A 19,794-nucleotide genomic window follows, 5' to 3' on the forward strand; every position below is an offset into this window, starting at 1 on the left:
CGCTCCGTCATGCTCGCTCTGGTGGCGAGCATCCACGTCTTGAAAACCGCATTTGCCGAACGAAGACGTGGATGGTCGGGACAAGCCCGACCATGACGTGAACGGCGTCAGCTCGTCAGCCGTTCGATCACCATCTCGGCGATCGCCAGCGAGCTCGTCAGTCCCGGGCTTTCGATGCCGAGCAGGTTGACCAGCCCCGGCACGCCATGGATCGCCGGCCCGTCGATACGGAAATCCGGCATCGGTTCGCTCGGCCCGTGCAGCTTCGGCCTGATCCCGGCATAGTCGGCGACGAGCGCGCCATCGGGCAGGCCCGGCCAATAGGTCCGGATCGCCGCATAGAATTTCTCCGCTCGCGCCGGATCGACGATCAGGTCCTGGTCGTCGGCGACCCATTCGACATCGGGGCCGAACTTGACCCGGCCGGCCATGTCGATCGTCGCATGGATGCCGAGGCCGGCCGCTTCCGGAATCGGGTAGACCAGATGGCTGAAGGGCTGCTTGCCGAGCAGCGAGAAATAATTGCCCTTGGCGAAATACTGCTTCGGCACATGCCCCGCCGGGAAGCCTTCGAGCTTGCCGAGCAGGCGCGGCGCGCCATGGCCGGCCGCGTTGACGACAGTGTTCGCGGTATACGTCGCCGGCTCCTCGCCGCCGAAATCGACGCTGAAGCCATCGGCCTCGCGGCGCCAGGCCAGGATCGGCGTATTGAGCGCGAGCGAGCCGCCCGCCGCCTCGCATTCGCCGAGCAGCGAGAGCATCAGCGCATGGCTGTCGACGACGCCGGTCTCGGGCGAGAGCAGGGCGATTTCGCAGGTGACCTCGGGCTCCAGCGCCCTGGCCTCGGCGGCGTCGATCCAGCGCAGCGAGGCGACGCCGGAGGCTTCGGCGCGCGCCGCGATCGTCTCCAGCGCCGCGCGCTGGCCGGCATGGGTGCCGACGATCAGCTTGCCACAGGCCTTGTGGGGCAGGCCGCGCTCGCGAAGGTAGTCGTAGAGCAGCTTGCGGCCGTCGACGCAGACCTGCGCCTTTAGCGACCCCGGCGGATAGTAGATGCCGGCATGGATGACCTCGCTGTTGCGGGCCGAGGTCTGGGTGCCGATGCCCTCGGCCGCCTCGGCGATCACGACCTCGCGGCCGGCGAACGCAAGCGCGCGGGCCGTCGCGAGGCCGACGACGCCGGCCCCGATGACGAGACAGTCGATGTCGCTCATGCGATCCGTGCTCAGCCCGCCCGCTGCGGCATGGCGATCTCGACCAGGCTCGCCCAATAGGTCATGCCGACCGGCAGCGCCTTGTCGTTGAACTCATAGGCCGGGTGGTGCAGCCCGGCGGAGTCGCCATTGCCCATGAAGATATAGGCTCCGGGCCGCTCCTCGAGCATGAAGGAGAAATCCTCCGAGCCCATGGTCGGCGGCACCTCGGTGTCGATCGCCTCCTTGCCGAAGACGTTCTTCGTCGCGCTGGTGACGAAATCGGTCTGGCCGGCATGGTTGAAGGTCACCGGATAGCCGCGCTCGTATTCGATCTCGAAGCTCAGGCCGAAAGCCTGGGCCGTGCCGGTGACGATCTCGCGGAAGCGCTTCTCGGCGAGGTCGCGCATCTCCGGCGAGAGCGAGCGCACCGTGCCCTTGATCACGACATGCTGGGGGATGACGTTGAAGGCCTCGCCGGCCTGCAACGCCGTCACCGAGACGACCACGGAATCGAGCGGGTCGGCATTGCGCGAGGCGATGGTCTGCAGCGAGGAGACGAGCTGGCAGGCGCCGACCAGCGGGTCGACCGTCTCGTTCGGCTTGGCGGCATGGCCGCCGCGGCCTTCGAGCTTGAGCAGGAAGCGGTCGGCCGCGGCCATCATCGGCCCCTTGCGGATCGCGAACTGGCCGATCGGCAGGCCCGGCATGTTGTGCAGCCCGTAGACCTCCTGCACGCCGAAGCGCTCCATCAGCCCGTCCTTGCACATCTCCTTGCCGCCGCCGCCGCCTTCCTCGGCCGGCTGGAAGATCATGATGGCGGTGCCGTCGAAATCGCGGGTCTGCGCCAGATATTTGGCGGCGCCGAGCAGCATGGCGGTATGGCCGTCATGGCCGCAGGCATGCATCTTGCCGGGCACGGTCGAGCGGTGCTCGAGATTGGTTTCCTCATGGATCGGCAACGCATCCATGTCGGCGCGCAGGCCGATGACCTTGCCGGAGCCCTGGCCCTTGCCCTTGATCACGCCGACGACGCCGGTCCGCCCGATGCCGGTGACGACCTCGTCGACCCCCCATTCCCGGAGCTTGTCGGCGACGATCCCGGCGGTGCGGTTCACGTCGAAGAGCAACTCGGGATGGCGATGAAAATCGCGACGGATCGCGGTGATCTCGGGCTCGATCGCCGCGATGAGTTCGGATTTGGGCATCGTATCCTCGGGCCGTTGGCGGCAACTTCACAGAAATCGGGTTGCCTGATGCGGCAAGCTAGCGCGAGCGGGCGCACCCTGTCCAAGCCGATTGCGGCATGAGGGGGAAGAGGCGCGCGAATGGCGCCACCACGCAATCCGCTTGATCCCGGCGGCCGTCGGTCCTTGGATGTCCGGCCTGTCGGGGCGCTCGCGAGAGGCGCCGCGAATTAGCGAGGACGTCATGGAAATCAAGCGAAGCGGATCGCAGCCCTCGGGCAAGGGCCCGGCGGAATACTTCACCGGCCAGGTCCGGATCGACCCGTTGTTCAATCCGCCGGATCCCGCGCGCATCGCCACCGCGCACGTCACCTTCGAGCCGGGCGCGCGCACGGCCTGGCACACGCACCCGCTCGGCCAGACCTTGATCGTCACCGCCGGCTGCGGCTGGGCTCAGCGCGAAGGCGGGCCGGTCGAGGAGATCAGGGCCGGCGATGTGGTCTGGTTCCCGCCCGGCGAAAAACATTGGCACGGGGCCACTGCGGCGACCGCGATGAGCCATATCGCCCTGCAGGAGCGCCTCGACGGGGAGACCGTCAAATGGCTGGATCACGTTACGGAAGAGCAGTATCGTCGCTGAGTTCGGGGGGTGCTTCCGAGCTTTCGGCAGGCGCTTTCGAGAGGATGGAACGCGCGTCGGCTTCGTGCGTTCGGGCTGAATCGCCATCGCTTTGAATGGGAGGCCGCCATGCGCCGCCTGATCGTTCTCGCCGCTTCTTTAGTGTTTTTTTCGAGCTTCATGGCCGATGACGCGCCGGCACAGGCCCTGAGCGACAGGGCGGTCCATGGCGGCGGCGTGCGAGGCGGCGGTTTCGGCTATGGTGGCCGCGGCTTCGCCGGAGCGGGTTTCGGAGGCTATCGGGGCGCTGTCTATCGCGGTGGCGGCTTCTATCGGGGTGGGGTCGGCTGGGGCTATCGGCCGGCCCGCTGGTATGGCGGCGGCTATTATGGGCGGCCCGCCTATTGGCGCCGCGGCTACTACAACAATTACTGGGGCTGGGGGGCAGGCGCACTGGCTGCCGGGGCGCTCATCGGCGCCGCCGCGACCTATCCCTATTATGGCTCGTCCTACTACTACGACACGCCCGGCTACTATGGCGGCGACTATTACGGCGGGCCCTACTATGCGCGGCCCTATTACGCTGCACCGGTCTATGCGGCGCCGATCTCGAGAGGGATCGGCGGCTATTGCCGGACGCCGGTCCGGACCTGCCAGCTGATCAACCCAGCTGAACTCGGCGGCGGGTGCTCTTGCCGTGTCGCTGGCGGGCGGGCCCGCGGCGTCGTCGTTCCCTGACGATCGTGCAGGGAGCACGACGAGCGCCTGGGCTCCCGGCTTTAAGTGGTTTCAGAGCCCGAATTGCTGGCGCCAGCTCTCGATGTCCTCCAGCGCGACATTGGAGCCGCACAGGACCAGCGCGACGCGATCGCCCGGCTTGAAGCTGTCCTTGCGCGCCAGCGCCGCCGCGACCGTGCAGGAGGCGGCCGGCTCGAGCAGGACGCGGCCGTTCTGCAGCACCCAGAGCAATTCGCGCACGGCGTCGGCATCCGGCACCAGCACGATCTCCTCGAGGAAATCCCGGGCCGCCGCCATGGTCCGCTCGGTGGCGAAGGGAGCGCCGAGCGTGCGGGCGATCGAGGTCGGGCGGATCGGCACCGGCTTTCCGGCTGCGAGCGCCTGCGTCATCGTCGTCGCGCCCTCCGTCTCGACGCCGTGGATGCGCACCGCCGGGTCGAGCCCCTTCAGCGCCGCCCCGACACCGGCCGAGAAGCCGCCGCCGCCTATCGAGATGAAGACATGGTCGAGCCGGCCGCCGGCGTCCGCCGCGAGTTCGAGGCCGACCGTGCCATGGCCGGCGATGATCGCAGGGTCGTCATAGGAATGGACATTGGTCATGCCCTTGGCTTCGTACTCCTCGGCCTTGGCGAAGGCGGCGATCGAATCCTCGCAGAGCTCGACCTCGCCGCCCGCTTCCTTAGTCAGGCGGATGTTCAGCGGCGCGACGTTCTTCGGCATCAGCACCAGCGCCTTGATGCCGAGCAGGCTCGACACCAGCGAGACGGCGATGGCGTGGTTGCCGCCGGAGACGGTGACGACGCCGCGGGCCTTTTCCGCATCCGAGAGGCCGAGCAGCTTGTTGTAGCAGCCGCGTACCTTGAACGAGCCGGCGAGCTGCAGGCTCTCGACCTTGACCACTGTCTCGACGCCGAGCCGCTCGGACAGGCCGGCGCTGAGGAAGGTCGGCGTCCGCCTGACCTTGCCGGCGATGCGGCTGGCGGCGGCCTGGATGTCGGCGAGGGTGACGTCGAAGGACATGGCGGACTCACGAGAGGACGTTGCTCGGTCGGCACAACAGCGCGTCGGGCCCGGCCTGGTCAAGCGCGGCGCGCGCATGGCCAGGGCATTTCGGGCGGTGCCGGAGGGCGGCCGTCATGCGTTCGCACGGGCGCCGGCGGGCCATCGCCGGCGATTGACCTTGCGCGGTGCCGGCGTAGCCTGCCTCCCGGCTCATGCCTGTCGGCCAGTCCCTGGAGAAATCTGCCCGTGCGTTACACCCCGAAGGAAATGCTGGCCAAGCTGGTCTCGTTCAACACCGAATCGCAGCGCAGCAATGTCGAACTGATCCATTTCTGCCGCGACTACCTTGCGGCCCACGGTGTCGAGAGCACGATCGTGCCGAGCCCCGATGGCTTCAAGGCCAATCTCTACGCGACGATCGGCCCCAAGGCGGATGGCGGCGTCGTCCTTTCCGGCCATACCGATGTCGTCCCCGTCGAGGGGCAGGACTGGAGTTCGGACCCGTGGACGCTGACCGAGCGCGACGGCAAGCTCTATGGGCGCGGCAGCTGCGATATGAAGGGCTTCGACGCCATCGCGCTCGCCCTGGTGCCGGATATGCTGGCCGCCGGGCTGAAGCGGCCCGTCCATATCGCCCTGTCCTATGACGAGGAGGTCGGCTGCATCGGCGCCCGCTATCTGATCGACGCCATGGCGGCCGCCGGGGTCAAGCCTTCGGCGGTGATCGTCGGCGAGCCCTCGATGATGCAGGTCGTCACCGGCCACAAGGGTGGCACCCGGATGAAGACCACGGTGCGCGGCCATGCCGTGCATTCCAGCCGCGTCGACATCGGCGTGCCCGCCGTGATGGTCGCCGGCAAGCTGATCGCCTGGCATGACGAGGTCATGGAGGAGAACAAGGCCAAGGTGCAGCCGGGCGTTCCCTTCGAGCCGCCTTACTCGACGCTGCATGTCGGCGTCGTCGAGGGCGGCACGGCGGTCAACATCACCGCCGAGCATTGCGCCTTCAGCCACGAGGTCCGCGTCATGCCGGGCGACGACAGCGACTATGTCGCCCGCTATCGCGCGAGGATGGCCGAGCTCGAGGCGCCGATGAAGGCGATTGCGCCGGAGACCGGCATCGCCATGGAGATCACCTCCTACACGCCGCCGCTCGCGCCGGAGAAGGAGGGGGCGGCCGAAGGGCTGGCACGTCGCCTCACCGGCGACAATGGCAGCCATGTCGTGGCCTATGGCACCGAGGGCGGGCTGTTCCAGGCGGCGGGCTGGTCGACCGTCGTCTGCGGCCCCGGCGACATCGCCCAGGCACACCAGCCGGACGAGTTCATCACCGTCGCCCAGCTCGACGCCGGAACCGCGTTCGTTCGTGCGCTGATCGCGGATCTGGCCCGCTGACGACGCAGGGCGAGGGGTGTTTGCGCGGGAAAGTGGCCACGGACTCGCACGAACGTGCGTTGCGACGTTTTGTTTCGCAATAAAGTTCGATCCGGGGCGAAGCGTGCGGCGCACACTGGACGCGGGCTTCGAAGCACCTCTAATCTGCCGCCTTCCTCGGATCGTCGCCAGTCTGTGCGGCGATCCGGGTCCCGCTCCTGGGGAGGAGCGGTAACAACAAATCGGGAGAACGCGCTTCATGTCCTTCAAGACCCATTGCCTGGCGGCCGTAGCGGCGCTGGCTCTGATGTGTGGTACGGCTCAGGCGCAGACGCTGCGCTATGCCAACCAGGGCGAGTTGAAGTCGCTCGACCCGTATACCGTCAACGAGACCACCACCAACGCCCATCTCGGTCACCCCTATGAAGGGCTGACGGCGCGCGGCAAGGATCTCAAGATCGAGCCCGCCCTTGCCGAGAAGTGGGAGATCTCCCCCGACGGCCTGAAGTGGCGCTTCTATCTGCGCAAGAACGTCAAGTTCCATGGCGGCGAGGATTTCACCGCCGATGACGTGATCTTCTCGGCCGAGCGCGTCCGCTCGCAGGGTTCCAACTTCACCACCCGCGTCCCGACCAGCGCCAAGTTCGTCAAGGTCGACGACCATACCGTCGACATCATCCTGACTGCGCCGAATCCGATCCTGAACGCGCAGTGGGATACTTGGTACATCATGTCGAAGAAGTGGGCGGAGGCGAACAACGCCGTCGCCCCGACGCCGGCCGCCGCGACCACGCCGAGCCACGCCTCGCTGAACGCCAACGGCACCGGCCCCTACAAGATCGAGAGCCACCAGCCGGGCGTGAAGACCGTCTTCAAGCTCAACGAGAACTACTGGAAGAAGATCGAGGGCAACATCAAGGAGATCGTCTTCACGCCGATCGCCTCGGATGCGACGCGCGTCGCGGCCCTGCTCTCCGGCGAGGTCGACGTGATCGAGCCGGTTCCGATCCAGGACATCCAGCGCGTCAACGCCTCGGGTAACGCTCAGGTCCTGACCGGGCCGGAGCTGCGCACCATCTTCCTCGGCATGGACCAGACCCGTGACGAGCTGCTGGAATCCAGCGTCAAGGGCAAGAATCCCTTCAAGGATGTCCGCGTCCGCCAGGCTTTCTTCCAGGCGATCGATATCGAGACGATCAAGAGCCGCGTCATGCGTGGTCTCTCGACGCCCTCGGCCCTGATGATCGCGCCGGAGCTGTTCCCGCATGCCGGCTTCACCCGCGCAAAGTTCGACACCGAAGCCTCGAAGAAGCTCTTGGCCGAAGCCGGCTATCCGAACGGCTTCGAGGTCGGCATGGACTGCCCGAACGACCGCTACGTCAATGACGGCCAGATCTGCCAGGCCGTGGTCGGCATGCTGGCGCGCGCCGGCATCAAGGTGAACCTGAATGCCCAGCCCAAGGGCCAGTACTTCGCCAAGGTGCTGAAGTCCGGTGGCTACAAGACCTCGTTCTACCTGCTCGGCTGGACGCCCGGCACCTTCGACAGCCACAACGTCCTGCACGACATCATCGGCTGCCGCGATGTCGCCGGCTCCTCGCGCGGCGAGTCGAATCTCGGCAATTACTGCAACAAGAAGGTCGACGAGCTGACCGACAAGATCCTTGTCGAGTCCGACACCGCCAAGCGCGACGCGATGATCAAGGAAGCCTACAAGATCTCGGTCGATGAGTTCGGCTACATCCCGCTGCACCAGCAGGCGCTGGCCTGGGGCGTGTCGAAGAAGGTCAAGCTCGCTCAGCGCGCCGACAATTCGGTGCTGCTCTATTACGCCACCAAGGAGTGACGGCGTGCGGTGCGCGGCCTAGGCCGCGCACCGTTCTTCCCGTCGACTCACCCGCGCCGTCATCCGGACAAGCGGCGTAGCCGTGTCGATCCGGGATCGATCGGGGGCGTTGCGCTCCACGATGGAGCCCCGGATTACGGCTTTGCTGTTTCCGGGGTGACGACGCGTATCGGTGACGGAGGGCTATCCGGCTCGCCGGTGCCGACGGGTTTCGCGTTTAAAGAACCAAGGCGATCATGCTCGCATTCATTCTGCGTCGGTTGTTCCAGTCGCTTCTCGTCATGCTGGCGGTGGCGCTGATCGCCTTCGCCATGTTCCGCTTCGTCGGCGACCCGGTGAACCAGCTCGTCTCGCTCGACACGCCCCAGGAGCAGGTCGCGCAGATCCGCCAATCGCTCGGGCTGGACGAGCCGGTCGTCGTCCAGTTCGCGCGCTATATCTACAATGCGGCGCGGCTCGAATTCGGCGTCTCCTACCAGTTCCGTCTGCCGGTGATCATGCTGCTCGGCGAGCGCGCCCCGGCGACGCTGGAGCTCGCCTTCATGTCGGCGCTGTTCTCGCTGCTCGTCGGCATACCCATGGGCGTCTACACGGCGCTGCGCCGCGACAGCTGGCTCGCCAAGCTGTTCCAGGCCGTATCGCTCATCGGCATCAGCCTGCCGACCTTCCTGATCGGCATCCTTCTGATCTACCTGTTCTCGGTGACGCTCGGCTGGCTGCCCTCCTTCGGGCGCGGCGAGGTCGTCAAGATCGGCAACTGGTGGACTACCGGCCTGCTCACGGCCTCGGGCTGGAAGGCGCTGATCCTGCCTTCGATCACGCTCGGCCTGTTCCAGATGACGCTGATCATGCGCCTCGTCCGGGCCGAGATGCTGGAGGTGCTGCGCACCGACTACATCAAATTCGCCCGGGCGCGCGGCCTCAAGACCCGTGCCATCCATTTCGGTCACGCCCTGAAGAACACCTTGGTACCGGTCATCACCATCGCCGGCCTCCAGCTCGGCTCGATCATCGCCTTCGCCATCATCACCGAGACGGTGTTCCAGTGGCCGGGCATGGGCCTGCTCTTCCTGAAGGCGGTTCAGCAGGTCGATATCCCGATCATGGCGGCCTATCTGATCCTGATCTCGTTCCTCTTCGTCACCATCAACCTGATCGTCGACCTGCTCTACGCCGCGGTCGACCCGCGCCTGCGCGCGACGGTCGGCGCGCATTGAAGGCGGGAGACAAAGCCATGGCCGCCCAGACCCCGCCCTCTACTCCCGCCGCCCCGTCGAGCGAGCCGCCCTCGCTCTGGGCCCGCATCCTCGACAGCGACATCCTTGCCAGCTTCCTGCGCTCCAAGGTGACGATGGTCGCCGCCGTAATCGTGCTCGTCATGTTCATCGGCGCTGCCTTCTCGCCCTGGATCGCGCCGACCAACCCCTTCGATCCGGCCAGCGTCTTCCTCTCCGATGCCAATATTCCGCCGGCCTGGCAGGCCGGTGGCGATCCGAAGTTCATCTTCGGCACCGACGACCAGGGTCGGGATCTCTATTCGGCGATCCTCTACGGGCTGCGCGTCTCGCTGATCGTCGGAGGCCTCGGCGTGGCGCTGGCGGCGACGATCGGTATCACGCTCGGTCTGCTCGCCGGCTATTTCGGTGGCCGGGTCGACTCGCTGATCATGCGCATCGCCGACGTGCAGCTCACCTTCCCGGCGATCCTGATCGCCCTGCTGATCGACGGCGTCGTGCGCGGCATCTTCCAGGGCGCCAACCGCGAGGACACGGCGCTCTATGTGCTGGTGATCTCGATCGGCCTCAGCTTCTGGGTGCAATATGCCCGCACCATCCGCGGCTCGACCCTGGTCGAACGCAACAAGGACTATGTCCAGGCGGCACGGCTGGTCGGGCTGCCGGCGCCGCTGATCATGCTGCGCCATGTCCTGCCGAACGTGATCGGCCCGGTGCTGGTCATCCTCACCATCAATCTCGCGCTTGCCGTGATCACCGAGGCGACCCTGTCCTTCCTCGGCGTCGGCCTGCCGCCGACCCAGCCCTCGCTGGGCACGCTGATCTCGATCGGCAACCGCTACCTGTTCTCGGGCGACTGGTGGATCGTCGCCTTTCCGGGCCTGACGCTGGCGATCCTGGTGCTCGCTGTGAACCTGCTCGGCGACTGGCTGCGCGATGCCCTCAATCCGAGGCTGCGATGAGGCGAAACCTTCTGCGCGCGGTGCCTACGAGACAGGCAAGTGCCACTTTCCGCCATGTGCTGCGCGCAGATTAGACCCGTGACAGACAAGGGGCCCAGCCCTAACATCTCGCCCTTCACCGGCCTTGGAGCAGGGCCGCGACCGGGAGGTTCTCTACGATGAAACCGCGTATGTTTGCCGTCGCTGCCGCACTGATCGGGGTCTCGGCGCTGGCGCTCGGCGCCGCCGAGGCGAGGCCGCTGAAATGGGCCTCGGCCGGCGATGCCCTGACCATCGATCCACATGGCCAGAATGAGGGCCTGACCACCACGGTCAACCAGCAGATGTATGAAGGCCTGACCGAGCGCGACCATGCCGGTAAGCTGCATCCGCTGCTGGCCTCGTCCTGGAAGGTGCTGCCGGACGATCCGACGATCTGGGAGTTCAAGCTGCAGGAGGGCGTCAAGTTCCATGACGGCTCGCCCTTCACCGCCGACGACGTGGTGTTCTCCTATGAGCGCGCCATGCAGCCGACCTCGGACTTCAAGGGCTACCTGACCTCGGTCGAGAAGGTCACGAAGGTCGACGACTTCACCGTCCGGATCAAGACCAAGGGGCCGAACCCGCTCCTGGTCAACAACACCTCCGCCATCCGCATCATGAGCAAGGCCTGGGCGGAGAAGAACAACGCCACCAAGGCGCAGGACTTCAAGAACAAGGAAGAGAATTACGCCGTCCGCAACGCCAACGGCACCGGCCCCTTCATCCTCGTCTCGCGTGAATCCGACGTGAAGACGGTGATGAAGCGCAACGACAATTACTGGGCCAAGGCGAAGGTGCCGCTCGAGATCACCGAGCTCACCTATGTCCCGATCAAGCAGGATGCGACCCGTATCGCGGCGCTGCTCTCGGGCGAGGTCGACCTCGTCCAGGACGTGCCGGTGCAGGACATCGCCCGGCTGAAGAGCCAGCCCAAGGTCCGCGTCACCACCGGACCCGAGAACCGCACCATCTTCTTCGGCATGGACGTCGCGTCGAAGGACCTGAAGGGCGACAATGTCGAGGGCAAGAACCCCTTCGCCGACAAGCGCGTCCGCCAGGCGATGAACATGGCGCTCAACCGCCAGGCCATCCAGCGCGTCGTGATGCGCGGTGAATCGATCCCGACCGGCATCATCCTGCCGCCCTTCGCCAATGGCTGGACCAAGGAGCTCGACGCGGCGCCGGCAACCGATGTCGCCAAGGCCAAGGCGCTGCTCGCCGAGGCCGGCTACCCCAACGGCTTCTCGGTGACGCTGCATTGCCCGAACGACCGCTACATCAATGATGAGGGCATCTGCCAGGCGGCCGTCGGCATGTTCGGCCAGATCGGCGTCAAGGTGAACCTGGTCTCGCAGTCGAAGTCGATCCACTTCAACCTGATCCAGAAGAACCCGCCGGAGACCGAGTTCTATCTCGTCGGCTGGGGCGTTCCGACCTTCGACAGCGACTATGTGTTCTCCTACATGTACCATAGCCGCACCGGCTCGCAGGGCAGCTGGAACGCGACCGGCTATTCCGACAAGGATGTCGATGCGCAGATCCAGTCGCTCTCCAAGGAGATCGACATCGCCAAGCGCGACGCCGCCATCGCCAAGATCTGGGCGAAGGTGAAGGACGAGACGATCTACCTGCCGATCCACCATCAGACGCTCAGCTACGGCATGAACTCGACGGTGGACGTGCCCGTCGACGTTCAGAACCAGCCCAAGTTGAAGATGGTCTCGTTCAAGGGCTCGTAGCGGTCTGGGAGGAGGGCTTGTGAACCCTTGCCGTCGTCCCGGAGAAGCGGTGAAGCCGCGCAGCTCCGGGATCCATCGTAGAACGGAACGCTCTATGGCGGATCTCGGCGCCTCGGCCGGGATGACGGCGCGAAACCTTGGTTTTCCTCCGGTGTTTGGAAAGTAAGGCGCTATGCTCGCCTATATCCTGCGCTCGCTGATGCAGGGGCTGGTGGTGATGGTCGCCGTCGCCTTCATCGCCTTCTCGATGTTCCGCTTCGTCGGCGATCCCGTGGTCAACATGCTCGGCCAGGAGGCGACGCTGCAGGATCGCGCCGAGCTGACGCAGCGCCTCGGCCTCAACGATCCCGTGCCCGTGCAGTTCGCCCGTTTCATCGCCGATGCGGCGCAGGGCGATTTCGGCATCTCCTATCGCCAGGGCCGCAAAGTCTCCTCGCTGATCATCGAACGCCTGCCGGCGACGGTCGAGCTCGCCGTGCTCTCGGCGATCTTCGCCTTCGTGGTCGGCATCGCCTTCGGCGTCTATGCCGCGATCCGCCGCGACGGCTGGCTCGCCAACCTCGTCATGTCGATCTCGCTGATCGGCGTTTCGCTGCCGACCTTCCTGATCGGCATCGGCCTGATCTACATCTTCGCGGTCGAGCTGCGCTGGCTGCCCTCCTTCGGCCGTGGCGATACCGTGCAGATCGGCTGGTGGTCGACCGGGCTTTTGACCACGAGCGGCCTGAAGTCGCTGGTCATGCCGGTGCTGACGCTGGGCTTCCTGCAGCTCACCTTGATCATGCGCCTCGTCCGCTCCGAGATGCTCGAGGTGATGCGGGCCGATTTCATCCGCTTCGCTCGGGCCCGCGGCATTCCCGAGCGCCGCATCGAGTTCCGCCACGCTCTGCGCAACACCATGATCCCGGTGATCACCATCGCCGGGCTTCAGCTCGGCGGGGTCATCGCCTTCGCCATCGTCACCGAGACGGTGTTCCAGTGGCCGGGACTCGGCGCGCTCTTCGTCAACGCCGTGCAGTTCGTCGACGTGCCGGTGATGTCGGCCTATCTGCTCTTCGTCGCCTTCGTCTTCGTGGTGACCTCGCTCCTGGTCGATCTGGTCTATGTCGCCCTCGATCCGCGTCTGCGGTCGGGCTCCGCGGTTCCGGCGAAGTGAGGCGGCGATGAGCGACGAACATCTGCCCGTGATCCCGCCCAGCCGCCTCGCCCGGTTCTGGGATTCCGATCTAGCCTATTCCTTCCGCTCCTCGCCGGTCACGGTGGTGGCGAGCATCATGGCGCTCCTGCTCGTGCTGGCCGCGGTCTTCGCGCCGCTGATCGCGCCTTATGATCCGTTCGATCCGGCCTCGCTCGACCTCTCCGACGGGTTCTCGCGGCCGATGCAGCCCAACGAGATCACCGGCAAGGTGTTCTGGCTCGGCTCGGACGGCCAGGGACGCGACATCTTCTCGGCCATTCTCTATGGCTCGCGTGTTTCGCTGCTGGTCGGGGCGGCCTCGGTGGTCTTCTCGCTGATCATCGGAGTCGGCCTCGGCCTGGTCGCTGGCTATGTCGGCGGCCGCACCGAGGCGCTGATCATGCGCATCGCCGACATCCAGCTCTCCTTCCCGGCGATCCTGGTGGCATTGCTGGTCTTCGGCGTGGCGCGCGGGCTGATTCCGCCGGCAGCGCAGGAACAAGCGACGCTGTTCGTCCTCGTCATTGCCATCGGTCTCGCCAACTGGGCGCAATATGCCCGCACCGTGCGCGGCTCGACCCTGGTCGAGAAGAACAAGGTCTATGTCGATGCGGCGCGCCTGATCGGGCTGAAGGCCTGGCCGGTGATGCTGAAGCACGTCCTGCCCAATGTCGCCGGCCCGGTGCTGGTCATCGCCACGATCAATCTCGCGCTCGCCGTGATCGAGGAGGCGACCCTGTCCTTCCTCGGCGTCGGCATGCCGCCGACGCAGCCCTCGCTCGGCACGCTGATCCGCTTCGGCCAGCAATTCCTGTTCTCGGGCGAGTGGTGGATCCTGCTGTTCCCCTCGCTCGTCCTGATCCTGCTCGCACTGTCGATCAACCTGTTCGGCGACTGGCTGCGCGACGCGCTCAATCCGAAGCTGAGGTAAGAGATGAACCGCCCCCCAATTCTGTCCAGGCCTTCGGAGCAGCGATGACCCAGCCCGTCATTTCGGTGAACGAACTGACCGTCGAGTTCGTGACGCGGCGCGGCACCTTGCGCGCCCTCGACAAGGTCTCGTTCGACGTCGCCCGTGGTGAGGTGCTCGGCGTGGTCGGCGAATCCGGTGCCGGCAAGTCGGTGACCGGATCGGCCATCATCGGTCTGATCGATCCGCCCGGCCGGATCGCCGGCGGGCAGGTCCTGCTCTCGGGCGAGCGTGTCGACAATCTTCCGCCGGATGCGATGCGCAAGATCCGCGGCAAGCGCATCGGCATGATCTTCCAGGACCCGCTGACCAGCCTCAACCCGCTCTACCGGGTCGGCGAGCAATTGATCGAGACGATCCAGACCCATACCGATCTCAATGCAGCCGATGCCCGCAAACGCGCCATCGCCCTGCTTGACGAGGTCGGCATTCCCGCGCCGGAGCGGCGCATCGACGGCTATCCGCACGAGTTCTCCGGCGGCATGCGCCAGCGCGTCGTGATCGCGCTCGCCCTCTGTGCCGAACCCGAGTTCATCATCGCCGACGAGCCGACGACGGCGCTCGACGTCTCCGTCCAGGCCCAGATCATCGCCCTGATCAAGCGGCTCTGTCAGGAGCGCGGCACCTCGGTGATGCTCGTCACCCACGATATGGGCGTGATCGCCGAGACCGCCGACCGCGTGGCGGTGATGTATGCCGGCCGCGTCGCCGAGATCGGTCCGGTCCGCGACGTGGTCAAGCAGCCGCTCCACCCCTATGCCGTCGGGCTGATGGGCGCGATCCCCTCGATCGAGGGCGATGCCGAGCGGCTCGTCCAGATTCCCGGCTCGATGCCGCGCCTTTCCAACATCCCCAAGGGCTGCGCCTTCAACCCGCGCTGCTCGAAGGCCTTCGACCGCTGTTTCGTCGAGCGGCCGGAGCTGATCGATGTCGGCGGCCGTCAGGTCGCCTGCCACCTCTACGACCAGTCGAAGGCCCCGAACGGCCAGAACCCGACTGACAAAGCGGAGATCGCCGCGTGACCCAGGACGTCTCTTCGGCCCCTTATGTCCAGGTCCGTGACCTGAAGCGCGTCTTCGACGTTTCCAAACCCTGGCTCAACCGGGTGATCGAAAGCGCCCCGAAGCAATATCTCAAGGCGGTCGACGGCGTGTCCTTCGATATCCGCAAGGGCGAGACCTTCGCGCTTGTCGGCGAGTCCGGCTCGGGCAAGTCGACCGTGGCGCGCATGGTCGTCGGCCTGTTGCCGCCTTCCGGCGGCACCGTCTCGATCGACGGCGTCTCGATGACCGATCCTGCCGCTGCCCAGGAACGCCAGCGCCTGCGCCGCCGTATCCAGATGATCTTCCAGGACCCTTATGCCTCGCTGAACCCGCGCTGGCGTGTCGGCAGGATCATCGCGGAGCCGATCCGTGCCTTCGACCTGATCCAGGGGGATCGCGAGATCGAGGGCCGCGTCGGCGAGTTGCTCAGCCTGGTCGGCCTGCATCCGGACGACGGCAAGAAGTTCCCGCATGAATTCTCCGGGGGCCAGCGCCAGCGCATCGCGATCGCCCGCGCGCTCGCCTCCAATGCCGAATTCATCGTCTGCGACGAGCCGACCTCGGCACTCGACGTCTCCGTGCAGGCGCAGATCCTCAACCTGATGCGCGATCTGCAGCAGAAATTCGGGCTGACCTATCTCTTCATCTCGCACAATCTCGCCGTCGTCCGGCACATGGCGACGCGGATCGGCGTGATGTATCTCGGCCGCCTCGTCGAGGTCTCCGAAGGCAAGCAGCTCTTCACCGCGCCGCGCCATCCCTACACGAAGATGCTGCTCGATGCGGTGCCGGATCTCGCCATGGTCGGCAAGCCGCGCGAAGGCGTGAAGGGCGAGATCCCGAACCCGATCAGCCCGCCATCGGGCTGCACCTTCCATCCCCGCTGTCCGCTGGTCTTCGACCGCTGCCGGGTCGAGAATCCGCCGGCCATCGACGGCGTCGCCTGTCATGCGGTGAACCGGGGCCGGGAGGCGGCTTAGGGGGGGTAAGAACCACCTCGGCATTCCGGGGCGACGCGAACCAGCGAGCCCGGAACCCATGAACACGACGATCCAGGGCGGCGTGCCGCGATCGCGGTGCGCCGTCCTCTACCTTGATGTTCCCGGGTTCCGGGCCCAGGCCTCTCGGCCTGTCCCGGAATGACGAGGCAGCTCCGGCGCTACTGCCCAGCAGGCAGTTTCGGCGCCTTCGGCCGCCGGCTGAGCGGCGCGACGGGGCGCTCGGTCCGGTACTGGCCGCGGGCGATCGCCGTGAAGAGCAGGGCGACGGCCGTCAGCGTCATCAGCCACCAGGTCTGGAACGAGGCGAAGCCGAGCGCCGCCAGCGAGAAGGCGGTGGCATAGGCCGCGACGCCGCCCGCTGCGAGAGCGCCGGGCATGCGGCCGGCGGCGGTGATGGCGAAATACAGGGCGAGCGCCGCGGTGGCCGCACCGACCAGCCCGAGCTCGTACCAGGTTTCGAACAGGATTGTGGTCGGCACTTCCAGCGGCAGCGCGCCGGTGACGCGGCCGCGCAGCACGGTGTCGAGCCCGTGCCCGGTGATCAGCTGGATTGGTCGGCTCGAGATGATATCGGCCCAGATGTCGAGCCCGACGGCGACCGTGCTGAAGGCGTTCGGCGAAAGCCGCAGGATCGGCGCCAGCAGGAAGGGCAATAGCGGCGCAAGCAGCATCAGCCCCGCGACGACGCAGCCGACCAGCCTGGCTCCGACGCGCCGATCGGCACTGACCGCGCCGAAGGCGATGGCGCCGAACAGCATGGCGGCCGCCTCGCCATCCTCGAAGCGCGTCAATGCCAGCAGGCCGACGACGAGAGCGAGGCCGAGCGCGGTCAGTCCGCGCTCGCGCGACAAGAGCCAGGCCAGGGCGGGCCAGGACATGATCAGCACGACGCTGACACCGCGCTCGACGCTGCCGGCCTCGTTGGCGGCACGCGAACCCGCCGGGCTCAGCGCCTCGGTCAGCAGCAGGCCAAGCGCCAGCAGCGCCGCGAGCCCGGTGCCGAGAGCGGCGAGATTGAGGTTGGAGGCGCGCATCCGTTCGGGCAGGGCCGCCGCCCCCGCAAAGCCGAGCAGCACGGCGAGAAAGAGGTTGCCCGCCTTCTCGCTGGCCGAGCCCGTATAGGGGCTCCAGACCAGCGACAGCACCGCCCAGGCCACCAGCGCCAGCAATGTCAGCCCGGCGAGGCCGGATAGCGAACTCTTCAGATTATTGCCGAATTCGGAGGGGTTCTCGATCAGCGCGGCGATGACCAGCAGCACGACCCCGATCGGCGCCAGCACCACTGCGGCGCGGCGCGAGACCAGCGATGCGAGCGGCAGGGCGAGCGCCAGCGTCGCGAAGCCGATACGGCGCAGCAGCAACGCCGCGGAGGCGGCGGGATCGAGCGGGATCTGGGCGTTCGGGCGGGTCATCGGCGGTACGCGTTCGAGCACGAGGCCGCGTCTCCGGAGGGATCGCCGGCGCCAGCCTTTGCTACCTTAGCGTTTGTCGCCGCGGCCGACTGTAGGTGCGGTGCAACAGTGCCGCTGCATCTCGGCGGCGCAAATGCTGGCCGATGCGGCGAATGCGCACTGGCCGAAGGCCGGATTCCGTGAGATGAAAGGTCGACATGACCACTCCGCTTGCCGCGATCGTCTACGCTTCCGGCTTCCCCATCGACGAGTTGATGGCGGAGGTCGCCGCCTGCCTCAGGCAGGGCGAGGTTCGGCTCGGTGGCGTCGTCCAGCATAATCAGGACGATTGCAGCAGCGGCTGCGCCAGCATGGTGCTGGAGGATCTCGCCTCCGGCCGGATTTTCGCGATCAGCGAGGACCGCGGCGCCGGCGCGACCGGCTGCCGGCTCGATGCTGCCGGGCTCGCCGCCGCCGGCGGGGCGGTCGCGAGCGCGATCGACGGCACCGTCGATCTGCTGATCATCAACAAGTTCGGCAAGCAGGAGGCGCTCGGCCAGGGTCTGAGGGCCGAGATCGCCGCCGGTTTCCTCAGCGGGCTACCGCTCCTGACCGCGGTGCGCGAGGACATGCTCGGCGCCTGGGGCGAGTTCGTCGGAGAGGCCTGGCAGCGTCTGCCGCCCGAGCGCGCCGCCATCGAAGGCTGGGCGCTGTCCTGCCTGCGCCAGCCTGCCTGACCGCCTGCGCGGAGCTTCGTGATACCTTGCCGACCGGTGGCGACTTCCTCGACGACTACCTCGTCCGCCCTGACCCCGCGGCGGCGCGACTCGGCGCCACCGTGCGCGGCATCGACCAGAGCGGGGCTGCGGTCGAGACCCGGGTCGTCACCGAGCGGGCACTGACGCTCTATCTCAACGCCCAGGAGATCGTCACCATGATGACGATCGGCGACCATCCCGATTATCTGGCGCTGGGCTATCTGCTCAACCAGAACATGCTTAAGCGCGGCGACCTCGTCGAGGCGGTCGACTATGACGAGGAGCTCGAGGTCGTGGTGGTGCGCACGCCCGAGCGCACCGATTTCGAGCAGAAGCTGAAGAAGAAGACGCTGACCTCGGGCTGCGCGCAGGGCACCGCCTTCGGCGACCTGATGGAGGCGATCGACGAGATCGAGCTGCCCGAGGCCGAGCTGCGCACCAGCTGGCTCTATGCGCTCACGCGCAAGATCAACACCACGCCCTCGCTCTATCTGGAAGCCGGCGCGATCCATGGCTGCGTGCTCTGCGAGCGCGACAAGCCCTTGGTCTATATGGAGGATGTCGGCCGCCACAATGCCGTCGACAAGGTCGCCGGCTGGCTGTTCCGCCATGATGTCGACCCCGGCAGGATGATCTTCTACACCACCGGCCGCCTGACCTCGGAAATGGTGATCAAGACGGTGCGCATGGGCATCCCGATCCTGGTCTCGCGCTCCGGCTTTACCGAGTGGGGCGTCGAGCTCGCCCGCAAGGCCGGGCTGACCCTGATCGGCCGGGCACGCGGCAAGCGCTTCATCGCGCTCTCCGGCGAGGATCGCATCGTCTTCGACCAGGATCCCGAGACGGTCGAGGAGGAGGGCGGCAAGCATCGTCGCAAGGGCGCCGGCGGCGATGACTGAGCCACACCCTCCGACGCTCGGACTCCTGCTGGCCGGCGGACTCGCCCGCCGCATGGGCGGCGGCGACAAGCCGCTGCGCACCATCGCCGGTCGCACCATCCTGGCGCATGTGATCGAGCGCTTCGGCTCGCAATGCGACGGGCTGCTGATCAACGCGAATGGCGACCCGGCGCGCTTCGCCGAATACGGCCTGCCGGTCGCCGGCGACAGCGTGCCGGATTTCGCCGGCCCGCTCGCCGGAATCCTCGCCGGTCTCGATTGGCTGGCGCAGAACCGTCCGGGCATCGACTGGATGGTCAGCGTCGCCGCCGACACGCCCTTCATCCCAAAGGACCTGGTCGCGCGGCTGCATGCGGCTCGCAGCGCCACCGGCGTACCGCTGGCCTGCGCCGCCTCGGGCGGCTGGACGCATCCGGTGATCGGGCTCTGGCCGGTTACGCTGCGCGAAGCGCTGCGCCATGCGCTGACCGTCGAGGACGAGCGCAAGATCGACCGCTGGACCGCCCGCCACGGCGTCGCCAGTGCCGAATGGCCGAGCGAGCCGGTCGATCCCTTCTTCAATGCCAATCGCCCGGAGGACTTGGCCGAGGCGGAGCGACTCCATGCCCGGCTCGGCACTGCTTGATCGCCTTTGGCGGA

18 protein-coding genes are annotated in these 19,794 nt (G+C 66.8%); 14 read left to right on the forward strand and 4 right to left on the reverse strand.

Annotated elements, in window-relative coordinates:
* Positions 1–107: 107 nt before the first annotated feature.
* Positions 108–1,214 carry an NAD(P)/FAD-dependent oxidoreductase gene (locus J0J10_RS01745; RefSeq protein ID WP_291644785.1) on the reverse strand — a complete coding sequence of 369 codons (1,107 nt, stop codon included), beginning with the start codon at positions 1,212–1,214 and terminating at the stop codon, positions 108–110.
* Positions 1,215–1,225: 11 nt separating this feature from the next.
* Positions 1,226–2,401 (reverse strand): M20 aminoacylase family protein, encoded by a 1,176-nt coding sequence (locus tag J0J10_RS01750; RefSeq protein WP_291644787.1) that lies wholly within the window; start codon positions 2,399–2,401, stop codon positions 1,226–1,228.
* A gap of 223 nt (positions 2,402–2,624) precedes the next feature.
* Between J0J10_RS01750 and J0J10_RS01755 the strand changes: the two genes are divergently transcribed.
* Together J0J10_RS01755 and J0J10_RS01760 are read left to right on the forward strand one after the other, a co-directional pair.
* Positions 2,625–3,020, forward strand: coding sequence for a (R)-mandelonitrile lyase (locus J0J10_RS01755; protein WP_291645264.1), 396 nt, complete (start codon positions 2,625–2,627; stop codon positions 3,018–3,020).
* Between the two features lie 108 nt (positions 3,021–3,128).
* Positions 3,129–3,737, forward strand: coding sequence for a hypothetical protein (locus J0J10_RS01760; RefSeq protein WP_291644788.1), 609 nt, complete (start codon positions 3,129–3,131; stop codon positions 3,735–3,737).
* Between the two features lie 51 nt (positions 3,738–3,788).
* Here J0J10_RS01760 and J0J10_RS01765 read toward each other — a convergent pair whose 3' ends face one another.
* Positions 3,789–4,757: a threonine ammonia-lyase gene (locus J0J10_RS01765; protein WP_291637300.1), complete on the reverse strand. Its 969-nt coding sequence runs from the start codon at positions 4,755–4,757 to the stop codon at positions 3,789–3,791.
* Between the two features lie 228 nt (positions 4,758–4,985).
* Between J0J10_RS01765 and argE the strand changes: the two genes are divergently transcribed.
* From argE to J0J10_RS01810, 9 genes are all read left to right on the forward strand, one after another.
* On the forward strand, positions 4,986–6,134 hold the full coding sequence (gene argE, locus J0J10_RS01770; protein ID WP_291644790.1) for an acetylornithine deacetylase: 1,149 nt from the start codon (positions 4,986–4,988) through the stop codon (positions 6,132–6,134).
* Positions 6,135–6,372: 238 nt separating this feature from the next.
* Positions 6,373–7,959 (forward strand): ABC transporter substrate-binding protein, encoded by a 1,587-nt coding sequence (locus J0J10_RS01775; RefSeq protein ID WP_465247142.1) that lies wholly within the window; start codon positions 6,373–6,375, stop codon positions 7,957–7,959.
* 236 nt (positions 7,960–8,195) lie between these two features.
* On the forward strand, positions 8,196–9,176 hold the full coding sequence (locus J0J10_RS01780) for an ABC transporter permease (protein WP_291644792.1): 981 nt from the start codon (positions 8,196–8,198) through the stop codon (positions 9,174–9,176).
* Between the two features lie 17 nt (positions 9,177–9,193).
* A complete protein-coding gene (locus J0J10_RS01785; protein ID WP_291637295.1) occupies positions 9,194–10,156 on the forward strand; it encodes an ABC transporter permease in 963 nt (320 codons plus the stop codon).
* Positions 10,157–10,314: 158 nt separating this feature from the next.
* Positions 10,315–11,916 carry an ABC transporter substrate-binding protein gene (locus J0J10_RS01790; protein WP_291644794.1) on the forward strand — a complete coding sequence of 534 codons (1,602 nt, stop codon included), beginning with the start codon at positions 10,315–10,317 and terminating at the stop codon, positions 11,914–11,916.
* Between the two features lie 172 nt (positions 11,917–12,088).
* Positions 12,089–13,072 (forward strand): ABC transporter permease, encoded by a 984-nt coding sequence (locus tag J0J10_RS01795; RefSeq protein WP_291644796.1) that lies wholly within the window; start codon positions 12,089–12,091, stop codon positions 13,070–13,072.
* Positions 13,073–13,079: 7 nt separating this feature from the next.
* Positions 13,080–14,024, forward strand: a complete 945-nt coding sequence (locus J0J10_RS01800; protein WP_291644798.1) for an ABC transporter permease — start codon at positions 13,080–13,082, stop codon at positions 14,022–14,024.
* Between the two features lie 44 nt (positions 14,025–14,068).
* Positions 14,069–15,085 carry an ABC transporter ATP-binding protein gene (locus tag J0J10_RS01805; RefSeq protein ID WP_291644800.1) on the forward strand — a complete coding sequence of 339 codons (1,017 nt, stop codon included), beginning with the start codon at positions 14,069–14,071 and terminating at the stop codon, positions 15,083–15,085.
* Positions 15,082–16,086: an ABC transporter ATP-binding protein gene (locus J0J10_RS01810; protein WP_291644802.1), complete on the forward strand. Its 1,005-nt coding sequence runs from the start codon at positions 15,082–15,084 to the stop codon at positions 16,084–16,086. Before J0J10_RS01805 ends, J0J10_RS01810 begins: the two co-directional genes overlap by 4 nt.
* Before the next feature lie 179 nt (positions 16,087–16,265).
* Here the strand turns inward: J0J10_RS01810 and J0J10_RS01815 are convergent, their stop codons facing one another.
* Positions 16,266–17,540 (reverse strand): peptide ABC transporter permease, encoded by a 1,275-nt coding sequence (locus J0J10_RS01815; protein ID WP_291644804.1) that lies wholly within the window; start codon positions 17,538–17,540, stop codon positions 16,266–16,268.
* Positions 17,541–17,716: 176 nt separating this feature from the next.
* Here J0J10_RS01815 and J0J10_RS01820 point away from each other — a divergent pair, with 176 nt between their 5' ends.
* The 3 genes from J0J10_RS01820 to mobA are packed head-to-tail and all read left to right on the forward strand — an operon-like array spanning position 17,717 to position 19,780.
* A complete protein-coding gene (locus J0J10_RS01820; RefSeq protein WP_291637280.1) occupies positions 17,717–18,235 on the forward strand; it encodes a DUF2478 domain-containing protein in 519 nt (172 codons plus the stop codon).
* 26 nt (positions 18,236–18,261) lie between these two features.
* On the forward strand, positions 18,262–19,155 hold the full coding sequence (locus J0J10_RS01825) for a formate dehydrogenase accessory sulfurtransferase FdhD (RefSeq protein WP_291644806.1): 894 nt from the start codon (positions 18,262–18,264) through the stop codon (positions 19,153–19,155).
* Positions 19,148–19,780 (forward strand): molybdenum cofactor guanylyltransferase MobA, encoded by a 633-nt coding sequence (gene mobA, locus J0J10_RS01830; protein ID WP_291644808.1) that lies wholly within the window; start codon positions 19,148–19,150, stop codon positions 19,778–19,780. Before J0J10_RS01825 ends, mobA begins: the two co-directional genes overlap by 8 nt.
* The last annotated feature ends 14 nt before the right edge of the window (positions 19,781–19,794 follow it).

Source organism: Allobosea sp. (assembly GCF_017308075.1).
GTDB lineage: Bacteria > Pseudomonadota > Alphaproteobacteria > Rhizobiales > Beijerinckiaceae > Allobosea.

Bases quoted from the DNA above. Each gene is read 5' to 3' on its own strand.
- J0J10_RS01745 (WP_291644785.1), bottom strand. From the start codon at position 1,214: ATGAGCGACATCGACTGTCTCGTCATCGGGGCCGGCGTCGTCGGCCTC.
- J0J10_RS01750 (WP_291644787.1), bottom strand. From the start codon at position 2,401: ATGCCCAAATCCGAACTCATCGCGGCGATCGAGCCCGAGATCACCGCG.
- J0J10_RS01755 (WP_291645264.1), top strand. From the start codon at position 2,625: ATGGAAATCAAGCGAAGCGGATCGCAGCCCTCGGGCAAGGGCCCGGCG.
- J0J10_RS01760 (WP_291644788.1), top strand. From the start codon at position 3,129: ATGCGCCGCCTGATCGTTCTCGCCGCTTCTTTAGTGTTTTTTTCGAGC.
- J0J10_RS01765 (WP_291637300.1), bottom strand. From the start codon at position 4,757: ATGTCCTTCGACGTCACCCTCGCCGACATCCAGGCCGCCGCCAGCCGC.
- J0J10_RS01775 (WP_465247142.1), top strand. From the start codon at position 6,373: ATGTCCTTCAAGACCCATTGCCTGGCGGCCGTAGCGGCGCTGGCTCTG.
- J0J10_RS01780 (WP_291644792.1), top strand. From the start codon at position 8,196: ATGCTCGCATTCATTCTGCGTCGGTTGTTCCAGTCGCTTCTCGTCATG.
- J0J10_RS01785 (WP_291637295.1), top strand. From the start codon at position 9,194: ATGGCCGCCCAGACCCCGCCCTCTACTCCCGCCGCCCCGTCGAGCGAG.
- J0J10_RS01790 (WP_291644794.1), top strand. From the start codon at position 10,315: ATGAAACCGCGTATGTTTGCCGTCGCTGCCGCACTGATCGGGGTCTCG.
- J0J10_RS01795 (WP_291644796.1), top strand. From the start codon at position 12,089: ATGCTCGCCTATATCCTGCGCTCGCTGATGCAGGGGCTGGTGGTGATG.
- J0J10_RS01800 (WP_291644798.1), top strand. From the start codon at position 13,080: ATGAGCGACGAACATCTGCCCGTGATCCCGCCCAGCCGCCTCGCCCGG.
- J0J10_RS01805 (WP_291644800.1), top strand. From the start codon at position 14,069: ATGACCCAGCCCGTCATTTCGGTGAACGAACTGACCGTCGAGTTCGTG.
- J0J10_RS01820 (WP_291637280.1), top strand. From the start codon at position 17,717: ATGACCACTCCGCTTGCCGCGATCGTCTACGCTTCCGGCTTCCCCATC.
- mobA (WP_291644808.1), top strand. From the start codon at position 19,148: ATGACTGAGCCACACCCTCCGACGCTCGGACTCCTGCTGGCCGGCGGA.